Genomic DNA, 22,007 nt, shown 5'->3' on the forward strand with positions numbered 1-22,007 from the left:
CGTGCCCTACTCCGTCTCCGTCGCGCTGTGCACCTACAACGGCGAACGATACGTCGATGAGCAGGTGCGCAGCATCCTCTCGCAGAGCCGGCTCCCTGACGAGGTAGTCGTCGCAGACGACGGTTCGACCGATCAGACCCTCGCCATCATCCGTGTCGCCTTTGAAGGGTCGAGCGTGCGCCTGGTCGTGCTCGAGCCCGAGGAGTCGCCGCTCGGGGTCACCGCCAACTTCGAACGCGCCGTGCGTGCCTGCTCGGGCGATCTGATCGCCCTCTGTGACCAGGACGACGTCTGGCACTTCGACCGCCTCGATCGCGCGCTGCGCGAATTCGACCAGTCGCCCCGGCTGCTGCTGCAGCACAGTGATGCCAGACTGACGGATGCCGACGGCCGGCCCCTCGGCGTCACGCTCTTCGAAGGGCTCAGCATCTCGCCCGCCGAGCTGGAGCTCATCGGCCACGGCCGTGCTTTCGACGCCTACCTGCGACGGAACCTCGCCACCGGTGCAACGGTGGTGTTCCGGCGCTCCTTGCTCGAAGCGGCCTTGCCCTTTCCCCGTGAGTGGGTGCATGACGAGTGGCTCGCGATCATGGCCGCGGCGATCGGCACGACGCAGGCGCTCGAAGCGCAGCTGATCGACTACCGCCAGCACGGCAGCAACCAGATCGGCGTGCAGAAGCCGACGCTGCGCTACAAGATCGGCCGGATGCTGGAACCCCGCGCCGATCGCTATCAGCGCCTTGCCGAGCGCTCCGCCGTGCTGCGGTCGCGCCTCGAAGCGCTCTCTGCGGCTGGTGCCGGTGCTCGTGCCGGTGCCGGTGCGTCCTCTGTCGACGAGCGTGTGCTGCGCCTGGCGCGCCAGAAGGCTTCGTTCGAGGCGGCTCGTGCCCACTATCCTCGCGCCCGCCTTTTGCGCCTCGGGCCGGTGCTGCGTCAGTGGCGGCGTGGCTCGTATCGCGTGCTCTCGAGCCAGGGCGACCTCGACATCGCTCGCGACGTGCTGCAACCCGCCTGAGATCGAGCCCGGCGAGGCGTCGACACGTGACATTGTCCGCGCGAGCCTCCTCCACATGCAGACCCTTGCGAGAGCTATCCGGAGTTTGCGCGGCAATCGCCCACGCGACGATGGAACGGCCTAGCCTTTCTCGATCACATGACTGACAATCGAAGGGTGATCACCGTGACCGAGCCTCAAGTCTGGGTGCTGATCGGCGTGTTCGCCGCCGGTCTGCTCGGCATGCTCACGCTGCTCTCGACGATGTTCGTCAAGCTCGTTCAGTCCGGTTTCGACAGTCTCCGCTCCGAACTCCGCTCTGAGATCACGGGGCTGAGCGAAACGATGAACCGCCGCTTCGACTACCTGGATCGCGACGTCCAGGCGCTGACACGCCGCGTCTTCGGCGACCCCGACCAGTAGGCGAACGCCTACGTCAGCGGGTCTTGCTCGAGGGGCCGCTGGAACGCGTTCCGCCAACTGAGCCGTTGCGAGGCCTTCACGCAGCAGACGACGAACACCAGCCATCCGAACTCGTACAGGATGCTGCTCTCCGCCAATGCCGAGGTCATGAGCGCGGCGAGCACGACCGCCGGCCAGGTGTAGACCACGCTTCGCTGGCGGGCGCCGAGCAGCCACGAACGCGCGAACGCGAGCGCCAGCATCCCGACGAAGGCGGCGATCCCCACGAGCCCGAGCTGGAACCAGACGTCGAGGTAGGCGTTGGCCGCTGACGTGAGCGTCTGCCGGCTCACCGTGTTGAACAGTGAGAACGGCGAGATGCCGGCATCCCACTGGCCGATCCAGCCCCACCCCTCGAGAGGGTGGAGCGGCACGAGCGCCCACACCTGTTGCCACAGCCTCAGCCGCAGATTCAGATCGCCGGTCGCGTTCAACGCTGTGACGATAGGGGACCGCAGCATCCACACCGCCAGGGCGATCAGAGCGGCGGCCCCGAGGATGGCGAGTTGCCAGAAGGTGCGCTGCGCCGGCTTCAGCCGACGCACCCCATAGAGCACTGCGGTGGCCGTGATTGCGACGGCGGCAGTGCCGAACGACACGGGCGAGCGAGCCAGCAGCAGCGTCAAGCCGGCCGCAGCGAGCGACCCGACCGCGAGCCCGCGCGAGATGGACTGCGTGCGCCATTCGATGGTGAAGGTGATGCCGGCGATCACGGCGAGCAGACCGACCTCGTGGTGGCTGCCCACGATGCCCTGAATCGGTCCGCCGCGCGCGATGTGTCCCCTGATGTCAAGAAACGCGATGGGCACATCGATCAGCAGCCCGCTGAGCACTTCGAGGGCGAGCGAGAGGCCGAGCGTCGCTCTGAGCACATCTCCGGCCGCGCGGATGATCTGGATCGTGTCGCGTGTCAACGCCACCATGAGGCCGAGTGCGGTGAACGCCAGCAGATAGGCCACACCGCCGAGCGTTTCCTGCCGGTACTGACTCCAGAACACGGAGAGGGTCGCCCAGCCGAGGAAGACGAGCATCGAGATCGGCACGACGGCGAGCCACTCGACTGTGGCACGCCGAGCGATCAGCGATCCGGCGCACAGCGGCACGAGCGTCACGAGCATCGCGATCAGCCCGGCCTCGCCGATCATCCGCTCCAGCGCGAATGCGAACACCCCGAGCCCCAGCGCGGTCGTCGTCAAGGCCGCAGCCAGCCGCGCATCGCCGAAGAACGCCTTCAGCGAGCTGCGGATCGAAGCGTGGCGGCTCATCGGCACCACGCTACCTGTGAGTGCGCCTGCCGACCGTGCGCCGAGCGGTGTGCCCGGCGCGCAGAAGGCTGGGGCGATCGAGCGGCATCACGGCCGCCATCAGCGCAACTCGGGATCCCTGAACTCGCGCGCGCTCAGACCGATCGCGAGCATGGCGAACACGACCCACCACCCCTCGACGAGCAAGTGGCTCTCCGACACCGATTGCACCACCAGGAACACCACCACCAGCAGCGGCAGCAGCGTCTCGGGCTTGAACGGGCGGGGGTCGGTCAGCGAGCGCCGCGGCCGACTCGTCGCGGCCAGCCAGGCCCGCATGAACACGCGAGCGACGAGCATCGCGAAGACGAGCACGCCGATGAACCCCAGTTGCAGCCACACGTCGAGCCACGCATTGTGCGCGTGCAGTTGCTCGACCCCGTTCACGACGACGAGACCGTCGAACGGCTCGGTCCACGGCATCCAATACCCGGTCCAGCCCCACCCGACCACCGGATGCTGGGCCGCCAGGCCCACGACGGTCTCCCAGATGCCGGTGCGGCCGGTCAGGGTCGAGTCCTTGCCGAACAACTCGAGCGCCGGCTCGGCGAAGAAGGCGATCACGGCGATCACGATCCCTGCCGCTCCCAGCATCACGCGAGTCAGGATGCCGCGGGCACGCCTCGTGCTCGTGCGCCGGGTGGCGAGAGCGAGCACCAAGGCCACCGCCGTGGCGAGCAGTGCCACGATCACTCCTGCCGAACGGGTGAGCGCCACGATCGTGAGCGCGAGCAGCGCCCATGCTCCGTGCCAGACGCGCACGTGTCGGTCGCGCCACCACTGCAGGCCGAACGCGATGAGAGCGATGGCCGCCGCGGTGCCCAGCATGGTGGAGTTGCCGAGCACGCCCTGGATCTTGCCGTCGACGAACAGCACGTTCCTCGACCACATCTCGAGCTTCAGCAGATCGTCGGGCGACTTGTCCATCCAGACGGGCCCGATCGGATGCCGGATGAACCAGGCCACGACGAGCTCGAACACGATCGAGAGCCCAAGCAGCCACCGTGACATCAACGCAAGCGCATCGAGCATCTGACTGCGCGTCAGAAGGGTTGCCAGCGGCATGGCGGCCACTACGGCGGCGACCAGCAGCGATAGCCCCAGCAGCGTCTCGAGTCGGTAGTGCGACCAGATGAGGCTGAGTGCGGCGAGGATCAACCAGAGCCGCAGCGAATACGGCACGGCGCCCCACGGGACGCGGCGCCGCTCGCGCACGAGCCAGACGATCGCCGTGAGCAGACCGGCGATGACGATCGCGCCCCACGCCCACCAGCCAAGGCCGTTGCGAAGAGCCGGACCGCCGACGCCCGTGAACAGCAGGGCGGCACCGAGCATGACTCGCCCGTCGCGCAGCGGAGGGAGCCGGATGCCGCGGCCATCGGCCAGCCGCACGGGCTCAACCGGCCGCGGCGCGACGTGCGCGGCATCCGCTCGTTCCCTCATGATTCGAGCGTACTGGGGTGCCTCGACGACGTGGGTTCTACAGCTGCGCGAGCAACCACGCGTCGACGTGCTGCATGGCGGCGAGTACGCCTCCGATCACCACTGCGTCAGTGCCGAGCGCACTCGGCAGCACGCGCGTCGGCATGTCGAGTTCAGCCAGGATGCTGCGTGTCGCCGGCGCAGTCAGCAGTCCACGGCCGATGCCGCCACCGACGACAATCGCATCCGGGTCAGCGAAGAGCGCGATCTGTTGCAGCACGGTGCGCAGCGTGCTCGCCGCCCATTCGAGAACCGCGGTTGCGTGCTCGTCGCCGCTGAGCGCGGCGGTGAACAACTCGGCGCCCGTGAAGACGCGGCGCGCACCTCCCCGCAACTGGTACTGACGCACGAGGCCGTCGGCAACGAGTGACTCTCCGAGTGTCGTTCCAATCGAGCTGTACTTCGCTGGAAGCGCTGCCGGCCATCGCATGAGTCGCCCGAGTCGTCCGTGAGCACCCGTCACGAGTCTTCGGTCGATCGTCATGCCGGCACCGACGCCGATACCTACTTCCACCACGACCAGCAGTTCAGCGTCAGGGCAGGTCCCTCGCTCGCTGTTCTCTGCGAGTGCCGAGAGATGGTTGTCTTGCCGCACGTCGAAGCGGCAGCCGAATTCGCTCTCGAGCGCGGACCGCAGCGGTGTGCCCGACCAGCGGTGCGCGAGCCATGGCTGCACGAGAGAACCGGTGTCGTCGACCACCGATGGCACTCCAACGCCCGCGGCGACGAGGGGTCGGCCGTGGGCGTGCACCGTCAGGAGGTCACGGAGCACGTTCTGCAGTCCACCGCTCAGGTCTCCGTGCAGCTCGACGGTCGGCAATTGCGCCGTAGCGACTGTGACACCTGTCAGCGAAGTCATCGCGACTCGCGTGGTCTCGCTTCCCACATCGACTCCCGCGAGCAGCGCACGCTCATCGCGGAAGCGGAACCGGACAGTGGGTCGCCCTCTGCGTTGGGGCGACTCGGATTCACCGGAGGGTGCCACGAGGTCGAGCGCCGACAGCTCATCGACCAGGCGGTGCACCGATTGCACAGCGAGCCCGGTCTCTGTCGCGAGCTCCGCTCGTGACCACGCGGTTCCCTGCCGGAGGGCGCCGAGCAGCTGCAGCAGGTTGTTCCGTCGCAACGAGCTGGCGTTGATCGTGCCATCGGCCAGGATCGCGTTCGGCTGCAGCGGACTCATCCCACCCCGTTCTCGTCACGTCGGCGATCCGGCAACCGGGCTCGTCGCTGAGCATCCAGATGCGCCAACTAGTTCACACTCAAAGATTAATGACTCAACGGTAGACCATTCCGTCCGTTTTGAGTCGGGTTTCAAGGTGTTGTAGTTTTCTCCTACGCTGTGAATAAATAGGGCTCCTCGATGGGGAGGCCCGCCCAAACAGAAGGACACGACTCATGCGTGCGTTCCACAACGCGAGCAAGGCGGCGCTTGTCGTCGCTGCTGCGGCACTTGTTCTCACCGGTTGCGCCACCGACGCGGGAGGCGGTGACTCGAGCGAGCGGCCCGACGGCGTTCCGGCCGCCGGCGAGAGCCGCCACATCGACGAGATCCTCGAGCGCGGCACCATCCGCGTCGGTGTTCTCGCCGAGTTTCCCTGGCTCGTGCTCGACAAGGAGGGCACCGACAACTACCGCGGTCCGTCCTGGACCCTCGCGAACCACTACGCGGATGCGCTCGGTGTCGAGCTCGAAGTGGTTCCCGTCTCGAACGACACCAAGGTGCCGCTCGTGCAGCAGGGCGGCGTCGATATCACGATCGGCCCGCTCAACGAGACCGACGAGCGCCGCAAGGTGATCGACTTCGTGACCTACTCGCAGTCGTCGGCGTGCCTCTACGGGCTCAAGACGAACCCCCGTGTCGCCGCGGTCGAGACCGTCGCCGACCTCGAGGCGGCGAGCGAGATGAACATCGCCTACTACGTCGGGCAGCCGTTCGGCCCGTGGCTCGCAGAGGACTTCCCGAACGCCGAGATCCGTTCGGTGCAGGGATCGGGCAGTGACGCTCCGATCGAGGAACTGCTCTCGGGCCGTGCCGACCTCGTGCCGGCGGATGCTGCAAAGGCGCCCAAGCTCGCAGGCGAGTACGGCGACATCGTGAGCGTGCCCCGCAACTGCGCCGAGTCGAACCTCATGCCGACTCCCGTAGGCCACGGCGTGTCGAAGGACGACCCCGTGTTCCGCGATTTCCTCACCGCGATCGCCGAGGAGCACGCCGACGAGGTGCGTCAGGTCGAACTCGACCTGGTCGCCGAGTTCATGAGTGCCCTCGACAGCTGACGCTCCGTCGGAATAACCGGTACCGCTTCACGTCATGTTCGACGTCTTCTTCGACTACCGCGGCCTCTTCATCGAAGGGCTGCTCGTCACCCTTCAGCTGAACGCCATCGTGGTCGTGCTCAGTGTGGCGGGCGGCGCCCTCATCGGCGTCGCCCGCCACTACGGCGGCAAGATCGTGCGGGTGGTGCTCGGCATCCCGGTCGACATCCTGCGTTCGATTCCGCTGCTGGTCGTGCTGATCTGGGTGTTCTTCGCGTCACCCATGGTGTTCGGCACGCGCTACATCGACCCGTTCGTCGCCGCGGTGATCGGCCTCAGCCTCACGCAGGGCGCCTACATCTCCGAGATCGTGCGCGGCGGCCTCGCCTCGGTGCGCTCGACCCAGACGCGTGCGGGTCTCGCCCTCGGCATGACTCGCACCCAGGTCGTGACGCGTGTCGTCGCGCCCCAGGCGCTCATCCGGATGCTGCCGCCCATCGGCTCACAAGTGGCGATCGGCATCAAAGACTCGACGCTCGCCAGCGTGATCGCTGTGCCGGAGCTGTTCCGTCAATCGCAGATCGTGATCGGTGACTCCATGCAGCCGTTCGTCGTGCTCACCACGCTCATGGTCTTCTACTTCGTGCTCGTCATGATCGTGGTGCGGCTCATCGACATGCTCTATACCCGCGTCGCGGCGAGGGGAGCCTCATGATCGCCCGCACAGTCGGCTTCGAGTGGGATGCCTTCGGCTCGAGCTTCGCCCCATTGCTCGAGGGCGCGGTGATGACCGTCGTCTTGACGGTGGTCGTCATGCTGCTCAGCGTGCCGATCGGCGTGGGGCTCGCCCTGCTCCGGCTCAGCCGGCACAAGGTGGTGCGAGCGATCGCGACCGGGTGGGTCGAGGTCTGGCGCGCGACGCCCGTGCTGCTGCAGCTGTTCTGGGTGTTCTACGTGCTGCCCGCGCTCACCGGCATCACGCTTTCGCCCTTCTTGGTCGCGATCGTCGCGTTCACCGGACACGTCTCTGCATTCCTCTCCGAGACGTTCCGCGCCGGCATCGCCTCGATCCGACCGCAGCAGCGGCAGGCGGCGCTCTCGCTCGGTATGACACCGGCGCAGTCATTCATCGTCGTCGTCGGCCCCCAGGCCTGGTGGCGAATTCTGCCCGCGTTCGCGAATACCTGGGTGTCGTTGTTCAAGGACACAGCGCTGGTGTCAACGATCGCGGTCGCCGACATCTCCTACATCGGCCTGCAATTGCGTCAGGAGACCTTCATGACCCTGGAGGTGCTGACCGCGATGGCGCTGATGTACCTCGCTCTCGGCTACCCCCAGGCCAAGCTCGCCGACTGGCTGGAACGCAGATTTGGAGTCAAGGAATGACTGATTCGCTCGACACCCGGAAGATGGCGATGAGTGGCGCGGAGCCGTTGGTGCTGCTCGACGGGATCAGCCACGCGTACCCGAATGGCAAGGTCTCGCTCACCGAGCTGAGCTTCGCGGTGCATCCCGGCGAGGTCGTCTGCCTGCTCGGCCCGAGCGGCTCGGGCAAGTCGACCGCGATCCGTTGCGTGAACATGCTTGAGCCGGTCACTGCGGGCCGCCTCGTCTTCGAGGGAATCGACGTGACGGCGAAGGATGTGAACCAGGTCGAGGTGCGCAAGCGCGTCGGCATGGTGTTCCAGAACTTCGAGCTCTTCCCGCACATGAGCGTGCTGAAGAACGTCGCCATCGGGCCCATCGTGTCGTTGAAGCGTCCGAAGGCCGAGGCGTACGACCTCGCGCGCGAGCTGCTCGCCAAGGTCGGGCTCTCGGACAAGGGCGATGTGCTGCCTTCGCAGCTCTCCGGGGGGCAGCAGCAGCGGGTCGCGATCGCTCGTGCGCTCGCGATGCAGCCCGATGTGATGCTCTTCGACGAACCGACCTCTGCGCTCGACCCCGAGATGGTAGGCGAGGTGCTGGCGGTCATGCGCAAGCTGGCCGAGGAGGGCATGACCATGGTGGTCGTCACGCACGAGATGCGGTTCGCCCGGAACGTCGCCGACTGGGTCGTCGTGATGGAAGACGGCCGACTCGTCGAAGAGGGCACCCCCGAGCGCATCTTCGAGCAGCCGCGCATGGAGCGCACCAGGGCCTTCTTCGGAAAGCTCGAGGAGCAGGACGGCGTGCTGCCGACCGGTTGAGTCGACAGTTCCACGGCACTCCCGGCATCCGCTCGGATGCAGAACGCGCACGGCCTGCCAGAGACACGGCCGAAGAGAGAAATGAGAATCGACGAAATGACCGACACCGCCGTGGCCGCGCCGACCGTGTTCCACCGCGACCTGCTTCGTCCGCACAAGGCGATCGCGCGTGCCGACGGCATGTACCTCTACGACGCCGACGGCAAGCGCTACCTCGACGGGGTCGGCGGGGTCGCCGTGAACATCATCGGTCATGCGGTGCCCGAGATCACCGCCGAGATCGACCAGCGCCGAGAGCAGCTGAGCTTCTCGTACGCGGCGGTGTTCAGCAACCCGTGGCAAGAGCAGCTCGCCGAGTCGATCCTCGAGATGTCGCCGTTCGACCGGGGCTCGGTGTTCTTCGCCTCCGGCGGTTCCGAAGCGAACGAGATCGCGATCAAGTTCGCCCGGCAGTACCACCTCGAGCGCGGCAACGCGCGCAAGTGGAAGGTGATCAGCCGCTGGCAGGCCTACCACGGCAACACGTTCGCGACGCTCGGCATCTCTGGCCGGCCGAGCTGGCGCAGCGGGTTCGACCCGTACTTCGCGCCGAACCCGCGCGTCAGCGCGCCCTACGGCTATCGCGCCCCGGTCGGGCTCAGCGATGAAGCGCTGCTCGACTACTGGATCGAAGAGTTCGAGCGCGTGGTCTTCCACGAAGGCGCCGAGACGATCGCGGCGTTCATCGCCGAACCGGTGCTCGGCTCATCGCTGGTCGGCGTCGTGCCGCCGGCCGGGTATTACGAGCGCATCCGCGCGATCTGCGACCGCCACGACATCCTGTTCATCGCCGACGAAGTGCTCGCCGGCTACGGACGCACCGGCAAGAACTTCTCGATCGATCACTGGAACGCGATGCCCGACATCATCACCGCGGGCAAGGGCATCGGCTCGGGCTACGTTCCCATCGCCGCGGTCGTGCTGTCTGAGCGCGTCGCCGACGCGTTCGCCTCAGGGTCGGGATCGCACACCCAGGGATACACCTTCAGCGGCATGCCCATGGCGTGCTTCATCGGCACCAAGGTGCACGCGTACCTGACCGAGCATGGGCTGGTCGAGCGCTCGGCGCGCATGGGCGAGTATCTGCACGCCCGCCTGCGCGAGATGCAGGGGCGCGTCGAAGCGGTGGGCGAGGTGCGGGGCATCGGCTTGCTCGGCGGTGTCGAGCTCGTGGCCGACCGTGCGACACGGGCGCCGTTCTCCGCGTCTGAGCGAGTGGCTCGCCGGGTGGTCGACGCGTGCGAGCAGCGTGGCCTGGCGCTGCTGCCCGGGTCACCCGACGCCGACTTCGGCAATGGCGGCGACCTCATCCAGATCAGCCCCGCCTATGTCATCGACGAGGCGCAGATCGACGAGCTCGTCGGCACGCTCGAAGAGGCGATCGTCGAAGTCGCCGCCGCGCGATGACGAAGCGCGACGGTGGCAGCGGGGCCGGCGGTGACGACCGCGCGGAGCAGGGCGGTGTCATGATCGGCGCGATCGCCGACGACTTCACGGGCGCGACCGACCTCGCGTCGAACCTCGTGCGCAGCGGGTACAGGGCAGTGGTCGTGACGGATGCTGGAGCCGTGTGCGGCGCCGCGGCATCCGGCGCCGATGCCATCGTGGTCGCGCTGAAGTCGCGCACCGCACCGGTCGCCGATGCCGTCTCGCACAGCCTCGATGCACTCACCGCGCTGCGTGACGCCGGCTCAGAGCGCGTCTACTTCAAGTACTGCTCGACGTTCGACTCGACGCCCGAGGGCACCATCGGACCGGTGCTCGACGCGCTCATGGAGGCGCTCGACGTGCGCTCGACGATCGTGGTGCCGTCGTTCCCAGCGAACGGTCGCACGGTGTACAAGCAGCACCTCTTCGTGCACGGCGAACTGCTCGAGCATTCGCCCATGCGCCATCACCCGCTCACGCCCATGACGCGGTCGAACGTCATCGAGCTGCTGCAGCCTCAGAGCGGCCACCGCGTGCTCGGCACCGACCTGCAGCAGGTGCACGGCGGTGCGTCGGCCCTCGCCGAGGCATGGCAGCGCGAGACCGACGCTGAGAAGCGTACGGTCTTCGTCGTCGATGCGGTGACGGATGCCGACCTGCACGCGATCGCCGCAGCATCCGCGTCGATGCCCTTGATCTCGGGCGGGTCGGGGCTCGCGCTCGGCCTTCGCGGGCCGCACGGCGACTCGGCGACGGCGGCCCTCGTGCCGGCGGCCGATGGACGGCGCGTGGTGCTCGCCGGCAGCGCTTCGGCGGCGACGCGCGGGCAGATCGCGCATGCGCTCGAGCGGTCGCCGGGGCTGCAGCTCGACATCGCTGCACTCAAGGCGGGATTCAACGGTGAGATCGCCCGGGTCGTCGACTGGGCTCGCGGGGCGTGGAACGCCGATGAGTCGGCCGCGCCCGTCGTCTACGCCACAGGCCCGGCCGATCAGGTCGACGCGAGCCGCGACTCGCACACCGATGACGGGGCGCTCATCGAGCGGGCCCTCGCCGAACTCGCGCAACGATTCGTCGAGGCCGGGGTGCGCCACTTGCTCGTCGCCGGGGGCGAGACCTCTGGCGCAGTCGTAGCCGCGCTCGGTGTCTCGGCGCTCGAGTTCGGCGGCGAGATCAGCCCGGGTGTCGCCTGGGTGTCTGGTTCCGGCGCGGGGGGAACGCGCGTGAACCTCGCCCTGAAATCGGGCAACTTCGGCCGCACCGATATGTTCACGAGCGCGTGGGGACTGCTGCCGTGAGCGGGCCGGTCGCATCGGTGCAGCAGACAGAGGCCGACCTCGACGCCGCGCGCCGCGCATTGGTCGCAGCGGGAGCCAAGGTGGTCGCGCTGGGGTTGAGCCCCGGCACCTCGGGCAACCTCAGTGTGCGCTTCGGCGACCGCGTGCTCATCTCGCCGACCGGCGTATCGCTCGCCGATCTGACGACGGAACGCATCACGCTCATGGATGCCGGCGGAGCCCACCTCGACGGCCCGCCCCCGTCGAAGGAGTACCCCTTCCACCTCGCGTTCTACTCGCGAGACGCCGCTGTGCGTGCGGTCGTGCACTTGCACTCGAGCCACGCCGCCGCGCAGGCATGCCTGCCTTCGTGGACGCCGCAGAGCGCGCTGCCGCCGCTCACGCCGTACCTCGTCATGCGGGTCGGGCAGGTACCGCTCATCGAGTACGCCGCACCCGGCGACCTCGCGCAGGCCGAAGCGATCAGGCGGCATCCGCTTGACTTCTCATCGGTGCTGCTCGCGAACCACGGCTCGGTGACCAGCGGCGCCGATCTCGACCAGGCGATCGACCGGGCGATCGAGATAGAAGAGGCGTCGAAGCTGCTCGGCATCATCGGCGGCCGCGCCCCGCGCCTGCTCGATGCCGCGCAGGTCAGCGAGCTCACCGCCCGCTACGGCACCGCCTGGACCCTCGAGGCCTGAGCAGCTGCGCACGCCACAACGCGCGGCCACGGGTCACCGCCCGCTCGCTGCCGCTCGCTGCACGGATGGCGCGGGTCACACGAAGGCTGCGTGACCGGTGATCGCCCGGCCCACGATCAGGGTGTTCATCTCGCGCGTGCCTTCGTACGAGTACAGCGCCTCGGCGTCGGCGAAGAACCGCACCACGTCGTACTCGGAGACGATCCCGTTGCCGCCGAACAGTTCGCGGCACCAGGCGACCGCCTCACGCATGCGCGCGGTCGCGTACGCCTTGGCGAGGGCGGAGTGCTCATCGCGCTGGGTGCCCTCGTCGAGCATTTGCGAGACGCGCACACACATCGCGAGCGAAGCGGTGATGTTGCCGAGGCTCTTCGTCAGCAGATCCTGCACGAGTTGATGCCCGGCGATCGGCTTGCCGAACTGCTCGCGCGCCTTGGCGTACGCGAGGGCGACCTCATACGCGCCGATGGCGTTGGCGACGGCGCCCCAGGCGACTTCGGCGCGCGTCAGGCGCAGCACCTTGGCGGTGTCTCGGAATGAGTTGGCATGCTCGAGCTTGAGTTCGTGGGGCACGCGCACGTTCTCGAGGGTGATGTCTGCGTTCTGCACGATGCGCAGGCTCTGCTTGTTCTCGATCTTGGTGGCGGTGAAGCCCGGGGTGTCGTTCGGCACGATGAACCCCTTGACGTTGCCGTCATCGGCATCCTTCGCCCAGATGATCGTTACGTCGCTGATCGTCGCGTTCCCTATCCAGCGCTTCCGGCCGTTCAGCACCCAGTGGTCGCCCTCGCGCTTCGCGGTCGTGCGGAGCCCCTGGGCGCTGTCGCTGCCGCTGAGAGGCTCGGTGAGGCCGAACGCACCGACCACCTCGCCGGAGTTGAGCTTCGGCAGCCACTCCGCGCGCTGCGCCTCGCTGCCGCACACGCCCAAGGTGCCCATCACGAGTCCGTTCTGCACGCCGATGTAGGTGGCGACGCTGGCGTCGATCCGCCCGAGCTCGATCGTGATGAACCCCCGGAACACCGCCGAGTTTTCGAAGCGTCTCGTTTCGGGCCAGGCGAACCCGGTGGCGCCGGCATCCGCGAGTCCTCTCACGAGCTCACGGGGGAATGTGGCGTTCACCCAGTGCTCGGTGACGATCGGCCGCACTTCGCGCTCGAGGTACTCGCGCAGCGCCGCGAGGTGCGAGCGCTCCTGCTCGCTCAAGATGCTCGAGAAGTCGTAGAAGTCGCCAACGACCGGCATGTACTTCGCCGGGGCGTCCGTCGTCGAGGTGTGCGCCATTGCCTGCTCCATCGCTGAGGTTCGACCGGGCGCAGTGCTCTCGGCGCCCGAATGCTGCTCACTGTAGAACCGAGTGCGGATGCCGCGACATCCCGTTGGCGATTTCCACCAACGCGGCAGGTGCACCGTCTGGCTCGGTTGTCGCCCGGCTCAGGCGGCGTGCGGGTAGTTCCCGCTTCTGGGCGGGCCGTCGGGTGTCAGCGCTCTAGCGCGTCGGCGGTCGTTCAGGGCGAAAAGGGCAGCGGGATTCGGGCTCGTAGTGAAGGCGAGTTCGAGGCAAAACGGCGCGCTCAGCGATTTGTGACACATTCACCGGCGCGGCGCAACCTTCAGACCTGAGTTGAGAGTTCTAGAATCCGCGACTTGACGCGGGTGAACTACAAGAGTGTAATTATCGCTAAGCGAGTCCAGAAACCTTGAGGGGAGCAGGCAGATGGCAAGCGGATACCGCAGCGGAGTGCCCGACGACTGGTATGTCGACCCCGTGAGGCTGGGTATCCCCGGCATCCGCCCGGCGATCGTCGATGAAGACAATCCGCTCGCCTGGCAGACCGACGCCCTCTGCGCTCAGACCGACCCCGAGGCCTTCTTCCCCGAAAAGGGCGGATCGACCCGCGACGCGAAGAAGATCTGCACCTCGTGCGAAGTGCGCTCCGAATGCCTCGAATACGCGCTTGCGAACGACGAGCGCTTCGGCATCTGGGGCGGGCTCTCTGAGCGGGAACGCCGCAAGCTGCGCCGCCGAGCGGTCTGACTCCGCGTCGCAGTATCGCGGATGCCGCTGAGCGGGAGCCCGGTCGCTGACGCGTTCCGAGCCGCCCGCGTGTGTCAGTCCCTCCCCGGCCTGCGCCCCACTTAGGCTCGTACCGATGTCCGCCCGAGTCACTGCGATCGTCGTCGCCCGAGATGGCGCGAAGTACTTGCGGCGCACCCTTCAGGCGCTCGAATCCCAGTCGCGCCGCCCCGACGCGTTCATCGCCGTAGACGCCGCGTCGAGTGACGACTCGGGGGCGATCCTTTCGGAATCGGGCGCCGCGCAGGTCATACGCGTCGAAGGCAGGCCGAGCTTCGGGGCCGCTGTCAGTGCGGCGCTGCGAGTGGCCCCCGCATCCGTTCCGGCGTCATCCGGTGCTTCGGCAGTGTCGGCGCTCCTTCCCGGTGCGGCCTCGACGCCCGCCGGACCGAGCGGCGCTTCAACCGCCGACGACGAGTGGCTGTGGCTGCTCGCGCACGACAACGCGCCCCAGCCGCACGCCCTCGCCGCGCTGTTGAGCGCGATCGAGGTCGCTCCCTCCGTTGCGGTCGCCGGCCCCAAGCTGATGCGGTTCGATGACCCAGGCGTCATCTCGCAATGGGGTGAGACGCTCACGAAGTACGGCACATCGGTGATCACGGTGCGCGATGAGCTCGACCAGGGGCAGCACGACACGAAGAGTGATGTGCTCGGTGTCGCAGCGGGCGGCATGCTCGTGCGCCGCTCCGTCTGGGCTTCGCTCGGCGGCTTCGACCCGGCGTTGCCGAGCGCCGATGCCGCACTCGACTTCTGTGTGAGAGCGCGTCTCGCCGGGTTCCGGGTGGTGGGCGTGCCGGACGCGCGGGTGCTGAGCGCCGGCGGACCTGAACTCTTCGGACGTCGAGCGGTGTCGGGCATCGCGCAGCACCGCATCGCGAGGACGGCGCAACTGCACCGTCGGATGGTGTACGCGCCGGCCGCCGCGCTCCCGATCCACTGGCTCTCGTTGCTGCCGCTGGCGATCCTGCGCTCGCTCGGGCACCTCATCTCCAAACGGCCCGACTTCATCCCAGGTGAGTTCGCCGCGGCCCTCGCGGTCATGTTCGGCGGCGCACGCGTGTTCCCGGCGCGAAGGAACCTGCGCCGGCACCGCTCGGCGGGCTGGCCCGCGATCAGCCCGCTCCGCATGACCATCGCCGAGAAGCGCGAGCTGCGAGCTCATGAGCGCGACCGGTACGAGCGAGCGATCGGCACCCTGCGGCCGCACGGTGCTCAAGAGCATCCCGACTTCTTCACGGGCGGAGGCGCCTGGGTGGCGCTGCTCGCCGCTGTGGCAGCGGTCGTCGCGTTCGGCGGGTTCGCGGCATCCGCGGCGCTCAGCGGAGGTGGACTCGCGCCGCTGAGCGTCACCCCGGGTGAACTCTGGTCGAACACCGGAGTGGGCTGGAGGGATGCCGGCGCCGGTTTCATTGGTGCCGCAGACCCCTTCGCCTGGGTGCTCGCCGTCTTCGGTTCGATGGCATTCTGGGTTCCCTCCACCGCGATCATCGCCGTCACGCTGCTCGCCATGCCGGTGGCCGCCATCGGCGCCTGGCTGGTCATCGCTCGGCTCTCGAAGCGATCGTGGGCCCCCAACGTCGGCGCCCTAGCGTGGGCCTTCGCCCCGCCCCTTCTGACCGGTCTGACACAGGGACACCTCGGCGCCTCCATCGCCCACGCGGTGTTGCCGTGGCTCCTGCTCGCGGGCCTCCTCGCACTGCGCAGTTGGACGGCAGCCGGGGCCGCGGCACTGCTGTTCGCCGTCGTCGTGGCGTGCGCTCCGATGCTCTGGCCGGCACTGCTCATCGCCTGGGTGATCTCGATGGCCACCCGCCCTCGCTCGATCCATCGGCTCGCAATCGCGCCGATTCCTGCACTCGTGCTCTTCGCCCCGTACTTCATGGACCACCTGCGTCAAGGGACGCCGCTCGCCGTGTTCGCCGAGCCCGGAGTGCCGGCGCTTCCCGCCTCCGGTGCCATCGACTCCGGGTGGCAACTCGCCCTCGGTGCGCCTCAGCTCGGCCTGCACGGATGGTCGGCCATCGCCGCGGTGCTCGGCTTCGAGGGCACACCGGTTGCGGCGGTCGTCGTCGCGGCGCTCACAGCGCCGATCGCGGTGCTGGCGCTGCTCGCGATGTTCCTGCGCTCGGCGCGCATCGCACTGCCAGCGCTCGTGCTGGCGCTGCTCGGCTACGTGACCGCGGTGGCCTGCTCGCACGTCGCGCTCGTGTTCGTCGACGGACAGCCGCTCACCATTTGGCCCGGTGCGGGACTCAGTCTCTACTGGCTCGGAATCACCATCGCAGCAGCCGCGGCGCTCGACGCCATCCGCGTCGCTGTGGCGCCCGCAGGGCTCGTGAGCGCGATCTCGTTGATGCTGCTCGCATCACCCCTCATCGCCGCCCCGCATCTGGGCACGGCTGCCGTCCGAGGCACGGACGGCTCGATGCTCCCCGCCTACGTGACGGCTGAGGCGGCCCGCGATCCAGAGCTCGGCACACTGCTGCTGCGCGCGCTGCCCGACTCCAGCGGATTCGCCGCCGAGCTGCAGCGGGGCGCCGGCGCCTCGCTCGATCAGCGTTCGACGCTCGCTGCGGCGTCACCGGTCGGGCGTGCTTCAGATGGCGACGCCGCCGAGCGGGCCGCCCTCATCGGCGAGCTCGCCGCGAACCTCTCGGTGCCGAGTGGATACGACGCCCGCCCGGCGCTCGACGCGTTGAAGATCGGCTTCGTCGTGCTGGCGACGCCGGCAACCGGGGCCGATTCAGCCGCCGCCATCTCTGCACGGCCGACCGCAGTCGCCCACGGTGATGCGACGGCACAAGCCGCTCAGGCGCTTGACCAGAACGACCTTTTCGTGGCGGTGGGAGAGACGCGCTACGGCACGCTCTGGCGGGTGGTGGAGCCGAGCACCGCACCCCTCGAGCTTCCGGATGCCGGCACCCGCCCGCTGCTAGTGAACATCGTCGTCGGCACGGTGATCGGGCTCACCCTGCTGCTCGCGCTACCGACCGGAGTGCGGCACCGCCGTATTCGTCGCGCAACGGATGCCGAGATCGTCGCCGCGTCCAGGCGCCGCCGCGCCGAGCCGGACGCCGAAGCAGTCGTCGGCGAGCCACGAGACGAGCGCTCCGAGCCGGCGCTCGTAGGGGCAAACGAGACGCGTGATCGCACCGCGACGCAGGGTTCCTCTGAGACCCTGGAGGAGATGCCCGATGCACGAGCCTGAGCCCGTGAGCCGTGCGGCTCTCGGCCTGCGGATCGCCGGCGGCATCGTCGCGCTCGCAGTCGCGGCAGCAACCATTGGAGCGGCGAGCTTCCTGCCGCTTCCACGATTGCAGGCGGAGCCCTCCGAAGCAGATGTCCGTCCCGTGGGAAGCGCGCAGTCGCGCACGTGCCCTGGCGGGCTCTTGCGCCTCGGCGATGAGTCCGGTCACGACGCGAACGCGCTCGCCACAGTGGGCGCAGCCCAGCTGACCAGCACGGGACCGCTCGAAGCCGTCGGCATCGACAGCACAGCCGGCGGCGAGACTCCGAGTCTCGTCACCCAGCCCGGAGTGGGCGCGGCCGAGGTATCCGCCGCGCAATCGCAGCACGCCGACAGCGATGCCGTGCGGGGCTTCGCGGCGTCCGACTGCGCCGCCCCGGCGAGTGACGTGTGGATCGTCGGCGGAGCGAGCACCGTCGGGCGCACCGGAGTGCTCATCGTCACGAATCCCACAGAGGTCGCTGCCACCGTCGATATCTCGCTCTTCGGCGCAAGTGGGCCCATCGCGGCGCCGGGCGCCACAGGCATCGTCATCTCGCCGCGGGCCCAGCGCCTCGTGCCGCTCGCCGCGTTCGCCCCTGATGAGGAAGCACCCGTCGTGCGCGTGCAGAGCCGAGGCGGCGGCATCACGGCGACCCTCCAGCAGACCACGGAACGCGGCATCGTCGCCGACGGCGCCGACTGGGTCGCCTCCGCCCTGCCAGGCGAGCGGCTGACGATTCCCGGCGTGACGGTGCGTGCCTCTGCACTCGTGCGACAGCACCTGGCGACGGCGGGATTCGCCGATCTCGCGCCTGTGCTGCGGCTCATGACGGTCGGCGACGAGCCGGTCACGGCGACCGTCGGCATCGCCCCGGTGAGCTCGGGAGGGGTCGGCCGATCGCTCGAGCGCGAACTCGTGCCGGGAGTGGTGACCGAGGTGCCGCTCACGGAGCTCGAAGACGGTGACTATGTCGTGCGCATCGAGAGCGACGCGCCGCTCGTGGCGGGCGTTCGCGTGTCGACGGTGTCGGCGGCGGCGACTGGCGCACCAGGATCGAGCGGCTCGGCGGATGCCGCGGCATCCCGTGCTGGTGACTTCATGTGGCTTGCTGCCGCGCCCCGGTTGGTCGAACCGACGCAGTTCAGTGTTCCAGCAGGACCGGCCCCGCGACTGCACTTGAGCAACTCGTCGACATCGCCCGCGACCGTGACGCTCGAGCGCGTGGGCGCCGACACTCAGATCGTCGAGATCGCGGCGGGAGGTGCAGCCGTGATGCCGCTCGCGCCGGTCTCGGCGTACAGGATCTCGATCGACGGCGCCTCGGATGCTGTTGGTGACGACCCGAAGTCGCCGCAACTGCACGCCGCAGTGGTGTTCGCGGGGGAGCGCGCACTCGCCGCGTACCCGCTGGCGGCGGCCGCGGCGGCGGAGCCGCGCGTGCGCATAGTGCTGCAGTAGCGGCGCAGCGTTCGCTGACTGCCAGCGCGGCCCGGCAGGGAAGCAGCCGGACTAGAAGTGGTGGAAGCGGTCCGGCGAGATCTCCCACGGGTCGCGGCCGAGCAGTTCGGCGACCGCGTGGAACACGCAGCTCTCGATCACCGCACGGCGGTGCCAGTCGTCGTTCCGGTGCAGCTTCGTCATGCGCTGAATAGGAAGGCGGTACAGCACGATCCGTCGCTCTCGCGGATACACGCGCCACCGCTCGAGCCGATCCGCCGCGCTCTTCTCGGGCAGTGCGGCCACCTCGAACCGCACATCCTCGAGCTGTCCGGGGAACACTCCGCGCAGGTAGTCGGCCGTCGAGGCGACGATGAGGTCGAAGAACTCGACTCGACCGTTCAGCGGAGGCAGGAACGGGCCTGCGACCGAGGATCGGATCCCGCGGTGCCGGTCGCGCCGTCCGTTGCGCCGAGCCGCCGCGTGTCGGGTTCGTGGCATGGCGCAAGCCTAGTCGCCGCGCCCGCGCCTAGGCTGGTCGGGCCATGAGTGCCCGACCCTGCAGCAAGATCGCGTGCGGTCGAGACGCGGTCTCGACGCTCACCTACGACTACGCCGACTCGATGGCCGTGCTCGGCCCGCTGAGCCTCGCCCCGGAGCCGCACAGCTACGACTTGTGCGCCCGTCATGCCGAGCGGATGTCGGTACCGCAGGGCTGGCAGGTCGTGCGCCATGTGCTCGTCACCGACCCCCTGCCGGGCGTCGTCGACGCCTGAACGCCCGGCCTCCCGAGCGACGCGCTCCGACGATCGCCGATGAGCGGTGGCGCGCCCAACGGGTCCGCGCCTCGCAGCAACCGCCCACGCGGCGGAGTGGGAGAATCGACACCATGGTCTCGCCGTCACTCACCGCTCTCGACTACAAGGTCGCCGACATCAGCCTCGCCGAGGCCGGGCGGCACCAGATCCGCCTCGCCGAGCACGAGATGCCGGGGCTCATGGCGCTGCGCGAGGAGTTCGCCGACGAGCAGCCGCTGAAGGGTGCTCGCATCGCCGGAAGCCTGCACATGACCGTGCAGACCGCCGTGCTCATCGAGACGCTCGTCGCCCTCGGGGCGACCGTGCGCTGGGCGAGCTGCAACATCTTCTCGACACAGGACGAGGCCGCCGCGGCGATCGTCGTCGGCAGCGGCACGCCCGACGCTCCTGCCGGTGTGCCGGTATTCGCCTGGAAGGGCGAGACGCTCGAAGAGTACTGGTGGGCCACGTCGCGCATCTTCGACTGGAGCGCCGAGGGCTTCGACGGCCCGAACATGATCCTCGACGACGGTGGCGACGCCACTCTGCTCGTCCACAAGGGGCGCGAGTTCGAGGCCGCGGGATCGGTGCCCGAAGCGGATGCCGGCGACAGCCACGAGCACCGCGTGATCCTCGACGTGCTGCGCGCCTCGCTCGCCGAGCAGCCCGATCGCTGGACGAAGGTCGCCGCCGGCATCCTCGGCGTCACTGAGGAGACGACGACTGGCGTGCACCGCCTCTACGAGCTCGCGAAGCAGGGTGAGCTGCTCTTCCCAGCCATCAACGTGAACGACTCGGTGACCAAGTCGAAGTTCGACAACCGCTACGGCATCCGCCACTCGCTGCCCGACGGTCTGAACCGGGCGACCGACGTGCTGATGGGCGGCAAGGTCGCCCTCGTCGCCGGCTACGGCGACGTCGGCAAGGGAGCCGCCGAGGCGCTGCGCGGCCAGGGTGCGCGTGTGATCGTCACCGAGATCGACCCGATCTGCGCGCTGCAGGCGGCGATGGACGGCTACCAGGTGGCCCGCATCGAGAGCGTGCTCGACCAGGTCGACATCTTCGTGACCGGCACCGGCAACAAGAACGTCATCACCGCCGAGCACCTGCAAGGCATGAAGCACCAGGCGATCGTCGCGAATGTCGGGCACTTCGACAACGAGATCGACATCGCCGGTCTCGAGGCGCTCGCCGCCGAGGGCCAGGCCGAGAAGATCGAGATCAAGCCCCAGGTGCACGAGTGGCGGATGCCGTCGGGCAGAAGCGTGCTCGTGCTCAGCGAGGGGCGCCTCATGAACCTGGGCAACGCCACCGGGCACCCGTCGTTCGTGATGAGCAACTCGTTCGCGAACCAGGTGCTCGCCCAGATCGAGCTGCACGCCCACCGCGACCGGTACGACCTCGACGTCTACGTGTTGCCGAAGCACCTCGACGAGAAGGTCGCACGGCTGCACCTCGCGGCGCTCGGCGTGGAACTGACCGAGCTCACGCCGGAGCAGGCCGAGTACATCGGCGTGGCTGTCGAGGGCCCTTACAAGGTGGCGCACTACCGGTACTGACGCAGACGGTCGCGGCACCCGGGCTCTGACGCACGCGACCTCAAGGCCGCGACGCCGCGGCCCGTACCGGTCCGCTCGCCCTCCCCCCTAGACTGGGGGTGAAACCCGAGAGTCGCTCGGGTGACAGCGTGGTCCGGCGAACGCCGCTCCTTCCTACGCCGGCACGCACGCCGGACGCGCGTGCGCCAAGGAAGGAACCTCAACCATGACTGCTCTGCGCTCCGCAGCCGCTCCGCAGCCGGCAGCCACCGCCGTCCGTCGCTCCATCGCGGCCGGCGTCGGCGTCTTCGCCCTCACGCTCGCCGTGAGCGGATGCTCGCTGCCCGGTGGTGAGACCGTCACCCGCGACGCCGACACCCGTGAGGTCACCGAGTCGGGCGATGCTGACGTGTTCGCGCTGCAGGTCGGCGACTGCTTCAACGACACGACCTCCGAGTCGATCGCGCATGTGCCGGCCGTTCCCTGCTCCGAGTCGCATGACAACGAGGTGTTCCACATCTTCGACATGGAAGACGGCGAGTACCCCGGCGACGAGGCGATCATGATGGCCGCCTTCGAGCAGTGCGTGCCGCCCTTCGAGGAGTTCGTCGGCATGTCGTACGAGGAGTCGGTGCTCGATGTCTTCCCCATCACCCCTTCGGGCGAGACCTGGGCCGCCGATGACCGCGAGGTCGTCTGCGCGATCTGGGACACCACTGGCCGCGTGAGCGGCACACTGGCCGGGGCGGCTCGCTGACCGCAGCGCACTCTCTCGATTCAGGGTCGGCGTTCG

General features: G+C 68.6%; 20 protein-coding genes. 15 read left to right on the top strand and 5 right to left on the bottom strand.

The window, feature by feature from the left end; all coding sequences use genetic code 11:
- Window position 1: 1 nt before the first annotated feature.
- Both QF206_RS10635 and QF206_RS10640 read left to right on the top strand, forming a co-directional pair.
- Entirely contained in the window at window positions 2–1,015 is a 1,014-nt protein-coding gene (locus QF206_RS10635; RefSeq protein ID WP_281489204.1) for a glycosyltransferase family 2 protein, read from the top strand.
- Window positions 1,016–1,153: 138 nt separating this feature from the next.
- Window positions 1,154–1,417 (top strand): hypothetical protein, encoded by a 264-nt coding sequence (locus QF206_RS10640; protein ID WP_281489205.1) that lies wholly within the window; start codon window positions 1,154–1,156, stop codon window positions 1,415–1,417.
- A gap of 8 nt (window positions 1,418–1,425) precedes the next feature.
- On the opposite strand, the gene QF206_RS10645 is transcribed toward QF206_RS10640, so the two are convergent.
- The 3 genes from QF206_RS10645 to QF206_RS10655 all read right to left on the bottom strand — a co-directional run bounded on the left by QF206_RS10645 (window position 1,426) and on the right by QF206_RS10655 (window position 5,425).
- Window positions 1,426–2,721: an O-antigen ligase family protein gene (locus QF206_RS10645; RefSeq protein WP_281489206.1), complete on the bottom strand. Its 1,296-nt coding sequence runs from the start codon at window positions 2,719–2,721 to the stop codon at window positions 1,426–1,428.
- A 99-nt stretch (window positions 2,722–2,820) separates the two neighbouring features.
- Window positions 2,821–4,203: an O-antigen ligase family protein gene (locus QF206_RS10650; protein ID WP_281489207.1), complete on the bottom strand. Its 1,383-nt coding sequence runs from the start codon at window positions 4,201–4,203 to the stop codon at window positions 2,821–2,823.
- Window positions 4,204–4,240: 37 nt separating this feature from the next.
- On the bottom strand, window positions 4,241–5,425 hold the full coding sequence (locus QF206_RS10655) for an ROK family protein (RefSeq protein WP_281489208.1): 1,185 nt from the start codon (window positions 5,423–5,425) through the stop codon (window positions 4,241–4,243).
- A gap of 215 nt (window positions 5,426–5,640) precedes the next feature.
- On the opposite strand from QF206_RS10655, the gene QF206_RS10660 reads away from it, so the two are divergent.
- The 7 genes from QF206_RS10660 (at window position 5,641) to QF206_RS10690 (ending at window position 12,135) form a co-directional block, all read left to right on the top strand.
- A complete protein-coding gene (locus QF206_RS10660; RefSeq protein WP_281489209.1) occupies window positions 5,641–6,522 on the top strand; it encodes a substrate-binding periplasmic protein in 882 nt (293 codons plus the stop codon).
- Between the two features lie 34 nt (window positions 6,523–6,556).
- On the top strand, window positions 6,557–7,216 hold the full coding sequence (locus QF206_RS10665) for an amino acid ABC transporter permease (protein WP_281489210.1): 660 nt from the start codon (window positions 6,557–6,559) through the stop codon (window positions 7,214–7,216).
- Window positions 7,213–7,887, top strand: a complete 675-nt coding sequence (locus tag QF206_RS10670; protein WP_281489211.1) for an amino acid ABC transporter permease — start codon at window positions 7,213–7,215, stop codon at window positions 7,885–7,887. Before QF206_RS10665 ends, QF206_RS10670 begins: the two co-directional genes overlap by 4 nt.
- On the top strand, window positions 7,884–8,687 hold the full coding sequence (locus tag QF206_RS10675; RefSeq protein ID WP_281489212.1) for an amino acid ABC transporter ATP-binding protein: 804 nt from the start codon (window positions 7,884–7,886) through the stop codon (window positions 8,685–8,687). Before QF206_RS10670 ends, QF206_RS10675 begins: the two co-directional genes overlap by 4 nt.
- 96 nt (window positions 8,688–8,783) lie before the next feature.
- Complete coding sequence (locus tag QF206_RS10680) at window positions 8,784–10,133, top strand: aminotransferase family protein (RefSeq protein WP_281489213.1); 1,350 nt, start codon at window positions 8,784–8,786, stop codon at window positions 10,131–10,133.
- Window positions 10,130–11,452: a 3-oxo-tetronate kinase gene (otnK, locus tag QF206_RS10685; protein WP_281489214.1), complete on the top strand. Its 1,323-nt coding sequence runs from the start codon at window positions 10,130–10,132 to the stop codon at window positions 11,450–11,452. Before QF206_RS10680 ends, otnK begins: the two co-directional genes overlap by 4 nt.
- Window positions 11,449–12,135: a class II aldolase/adducin family protein gene (locus tag QF206_RS10690; protein WP_281489215.1), complete on the top strand. Its 687-nt coding sequence runs from the start codon at window positions 11,449–11,451 to the stop codon at window positions 12,133–12,135. Before otnK ends, QF206_RS10690 begins: the two co-directional genes overlap by 4 nt.
- 75 nt (window positions 12,136–12,210) lie before the next feature.
- On the opposite strand, the gene QF206_RS10695 is transcribed toward QF206_RS10690, so the two are convergent.
- Window positions 12,211–13,419: an acyl-CoA dehydrogenase family protein gene (locus QF206_RS10695; RefSeq protein WP_422785385.1), complete on the bottom strand. Its 1,209-nt coding sequence runs from the start codon at window positions 13,417–13,419 to the stop codon at window positions 12,211–12,213.
- Window positions 13,420–13,852: 433 nt separating this feature from the next.
- On the opposite strand from QF206_RS10695, the gene QF206_RS10700 reads away from it, so the two are divergent.
- From QF206_RS10700 to QF206_RS10710, 3 genes are all read left to right on the top strand, one after another.
- Window positions 13,853–14,173 (top strand): WhiB family transcriptional regulator, encoded by a 321-nt coding sequence (locus QF206_RS10700; protein WP_281489216.1) that lies wholly within the window; start codon window positions 13,853–13,855, stop codon window positions 14,171–14,173.
- Window positions 14,174–14,288: 115 nt separating this feature from the next.
- Window positions 14,289–17,420 carry a glycosyltransferase gene (locus QF206_RS10705; RefSeq protein WP_281489217.1) on the top strand — a complete coding sequence of 1,044 codons (3,132 nt, stop codon included), beginning with the start codon at window positions 14,289–14,291 and terminating at the stop codon, window positions 17,418–17,420.
- On the top strand, window positions 17,407–18,900 hold the full coding sequence (locus tag QF206_RS10710; protein ID WP_281489218.1) for a DUF5719 family protein: 1,494 nt from the start codon (window positions 17,407–17,409) through the stop codon (window positions 18,898–18,900). The genes QF206_RS10705 and QF206_RS10710 overlap by 14 nt, the downstream gene beginning before the upstream one ends.
- Before the next feature lie 51 nt (window positions 18,901–18,951).
- On the opposite strand, the gene QF206_RS10715 is transcribed toward QF206_RS10710, so the two are convergent.
- Entirely contained in the window at window positions 18,952–19,380 is a 429-nt protein-coding gene (locus QF206_RS10715) for a metallopeptidase family protein (RefSeq protein ID WP_281489219.1), read from the bottom strand.
- Window positions 19,381–19,424: 44 nt separating this feature from the next.
- Here QF206_RS10715 and QF206_RS10720 point away from each other — a divergent pair, with 44 nt between their 5' ends.
- From QF206_RS10720 to QF206_RS10730, 3 genes are all read left to right on the top strand, one after another.
- Window positions 19,425–19,655, top strand: coding sequence for a DUF3499 family protein (locus tag QF206_RS10720; protein WP_281489220.1), 231 nt, complete (start codon window positions 19,425–19,427; stop codon window positions 19,653–19,655).
- Window positions 19,656–19,768: 113 nt separating this feature from the next.
- Window positions 19,769–21,235 (top strand): adenosylhomocysteinase, encoded by a 1,467-nt coding sequence (gene ahcY, locus QF206_RS10725; protein ID WP_281489221.1) that lies wholly within the window; start codon window positions 19,769–19,771, stop codon window positions 21,233–21,235.
- 205 nt (window positions 21,236–21,440) lie between these two features.
- The gene (locus QF206_RS10730; RefSeq protein ID WP_281489222.1) at window positions 21,441–21,971 is read left to right on the top strand and encodes a septum formation family protein; all 531 of its coding nucleotides are present in this window, start codon (window positions 21,441–21,443) and stop codon (window positions 21,969–21,971) included.
- The last annotated feature ends 36 nt before the right edge of the window (window positions 21,972–22,007 follow it).

Origin of the sequence: Ruicaihuangia caeni, from assembly GCF_029952955.1 — a bacterium.
Lineage (GTDB): Bacteria > Actinomycetota > Actinomycetes > Actinomycetales > Microbacteriaceae > Ruicaihuangia > Ruicaihuangia caeni.

Excerpts from the sequence above, each read along its gene's own strand:
- QF206_RS10640 (WP_281489205.1), top strand. The coding sequence starts at position 1,154 with ATGACTGACAATCGAAGGGTGATCACCGTGACCGAGCCTCAAGTCTGG.
- QF206_RS10645 (WP_281489206.1), bottom strand. The coding sequence starts at position 2,721 with ATGAGCCGCCACGCTTCGATCCGCAGCTCGCTGAAGGCGTTCTTCGGC.
- QF206_RS10650 (WP_281489207.1), bottom strand. The coding sequence starts at position 4,203 with ATGAGGGAACGAGCGGATGCCGCGCACGTCGCGCCGCGGCCGGTTGAG.
- QF206_RS10655 (WP_281489208.1), bottom strand. The coding sequence starts at position 5,425 with ATGAGTCCGCTGCAGCCGAACGCGATCCTGGCCGATGGCACGATCAAC.
- QF206_RS10660 (WP_281489209.1), top strand. The coding sequence starts at position 5,641 with ATGCGTGCGTTCCACAACGCGAGCAAGGCGGCGCTTGTCGTCGCTGCT.
- QF206_RS10665 (WP_281489210.1), top strand. The coding sequence starts at position 6,557 with ATGTTCGACGTCTTCTTCGACTACCGCGGCCTCTTCATCGAAGGGCTG.
- QF206_RS10670 (WP_281489211.1), top strand. The coding sequence starts at position 7,213 with ATGATCGCCCGCACAGTCGGCTTCGAGTGGGATGCCTTCGGCTCGAGC.
- QF206_RS10675 (WP_281489212.1), top strand. The coding sequence starts at position 7,884 with ATGACTGATTCGCTCGACACCCGGAAGATGGCGATGAGTGGCGCGGAG.
- QF206_RS10680 (WP_281489213.1), top strand. The coding sequence starts at position 8,784 with ATGACCGACACCGCCGTGGCCGCGCCGACCGTGTTCCACCGCGACCTG.
- otnK (WP_281489214.1), top strand. The coding sequence starts at position 10,130 with ATGACGAAGCGCGACGGTGGCAGCGGGGCCGGCGGTGACGACCGCGCG.
- QF206_RS10695 (WP_422785385.1), bottom strand. The coding sequence starts at position 13,419 with ATGGCGCACACCTCGACGACGGACGCCCCGGCGAAGTACATGCCGGTC.
- QF206_RS10700 (WP_281489216.1), top strand. The coding sequence starts at position 13,853 with ATGGCAAGCGGATACCGCAGCGGAGTGCCCGACGACTGGTATGTCGAC.
- QF206_RS10705 (WP_281489217.1), top strand. The coding sequence starts at position 14,289 with ATGTCCGCCCGAGTCACTGCGATCGTCGTCGCCCGAGATGGCGCGAAG.
- QF206_RS10710 (WP_281489218.1), top strand. The coding sequence starts at position 17,407 with ATGCACGAGCCTGAGCCCGTGAGCCGTGCGGCTCTCGGCCTGCGGATC.
- QF206_RS10715 (WP_281489219.1), bottom strand. The coding sequence starts at position 19,380 with ATGCCACGAACCCGACACGCGGCGGCTCGGCGCAACGGACGGCGCGAC.
- QF206_RS10720 (WP_281489220.1), top strand. The coding sequence starts at position 19,425 with ATGAGTGCCCGACCCTGCAGCAAGATCGCGTGCGGTCGAGACGCGGTC.
- ahcY (WP_281489221.1), top strand. The coding sequence starts at position 19,769 with ATGGTCTCGCCGTCACTCACCGCTCTCGACTACAAGGTCGCCGACATC.
- QF206_RS10730 (WP_281489222.1), top strand. The coding sequence starts at position 21,441 with ATGACTGCTCTGCGCTCCGCAGCCGCTCCGCAGCCGGCAGCCACCGCC.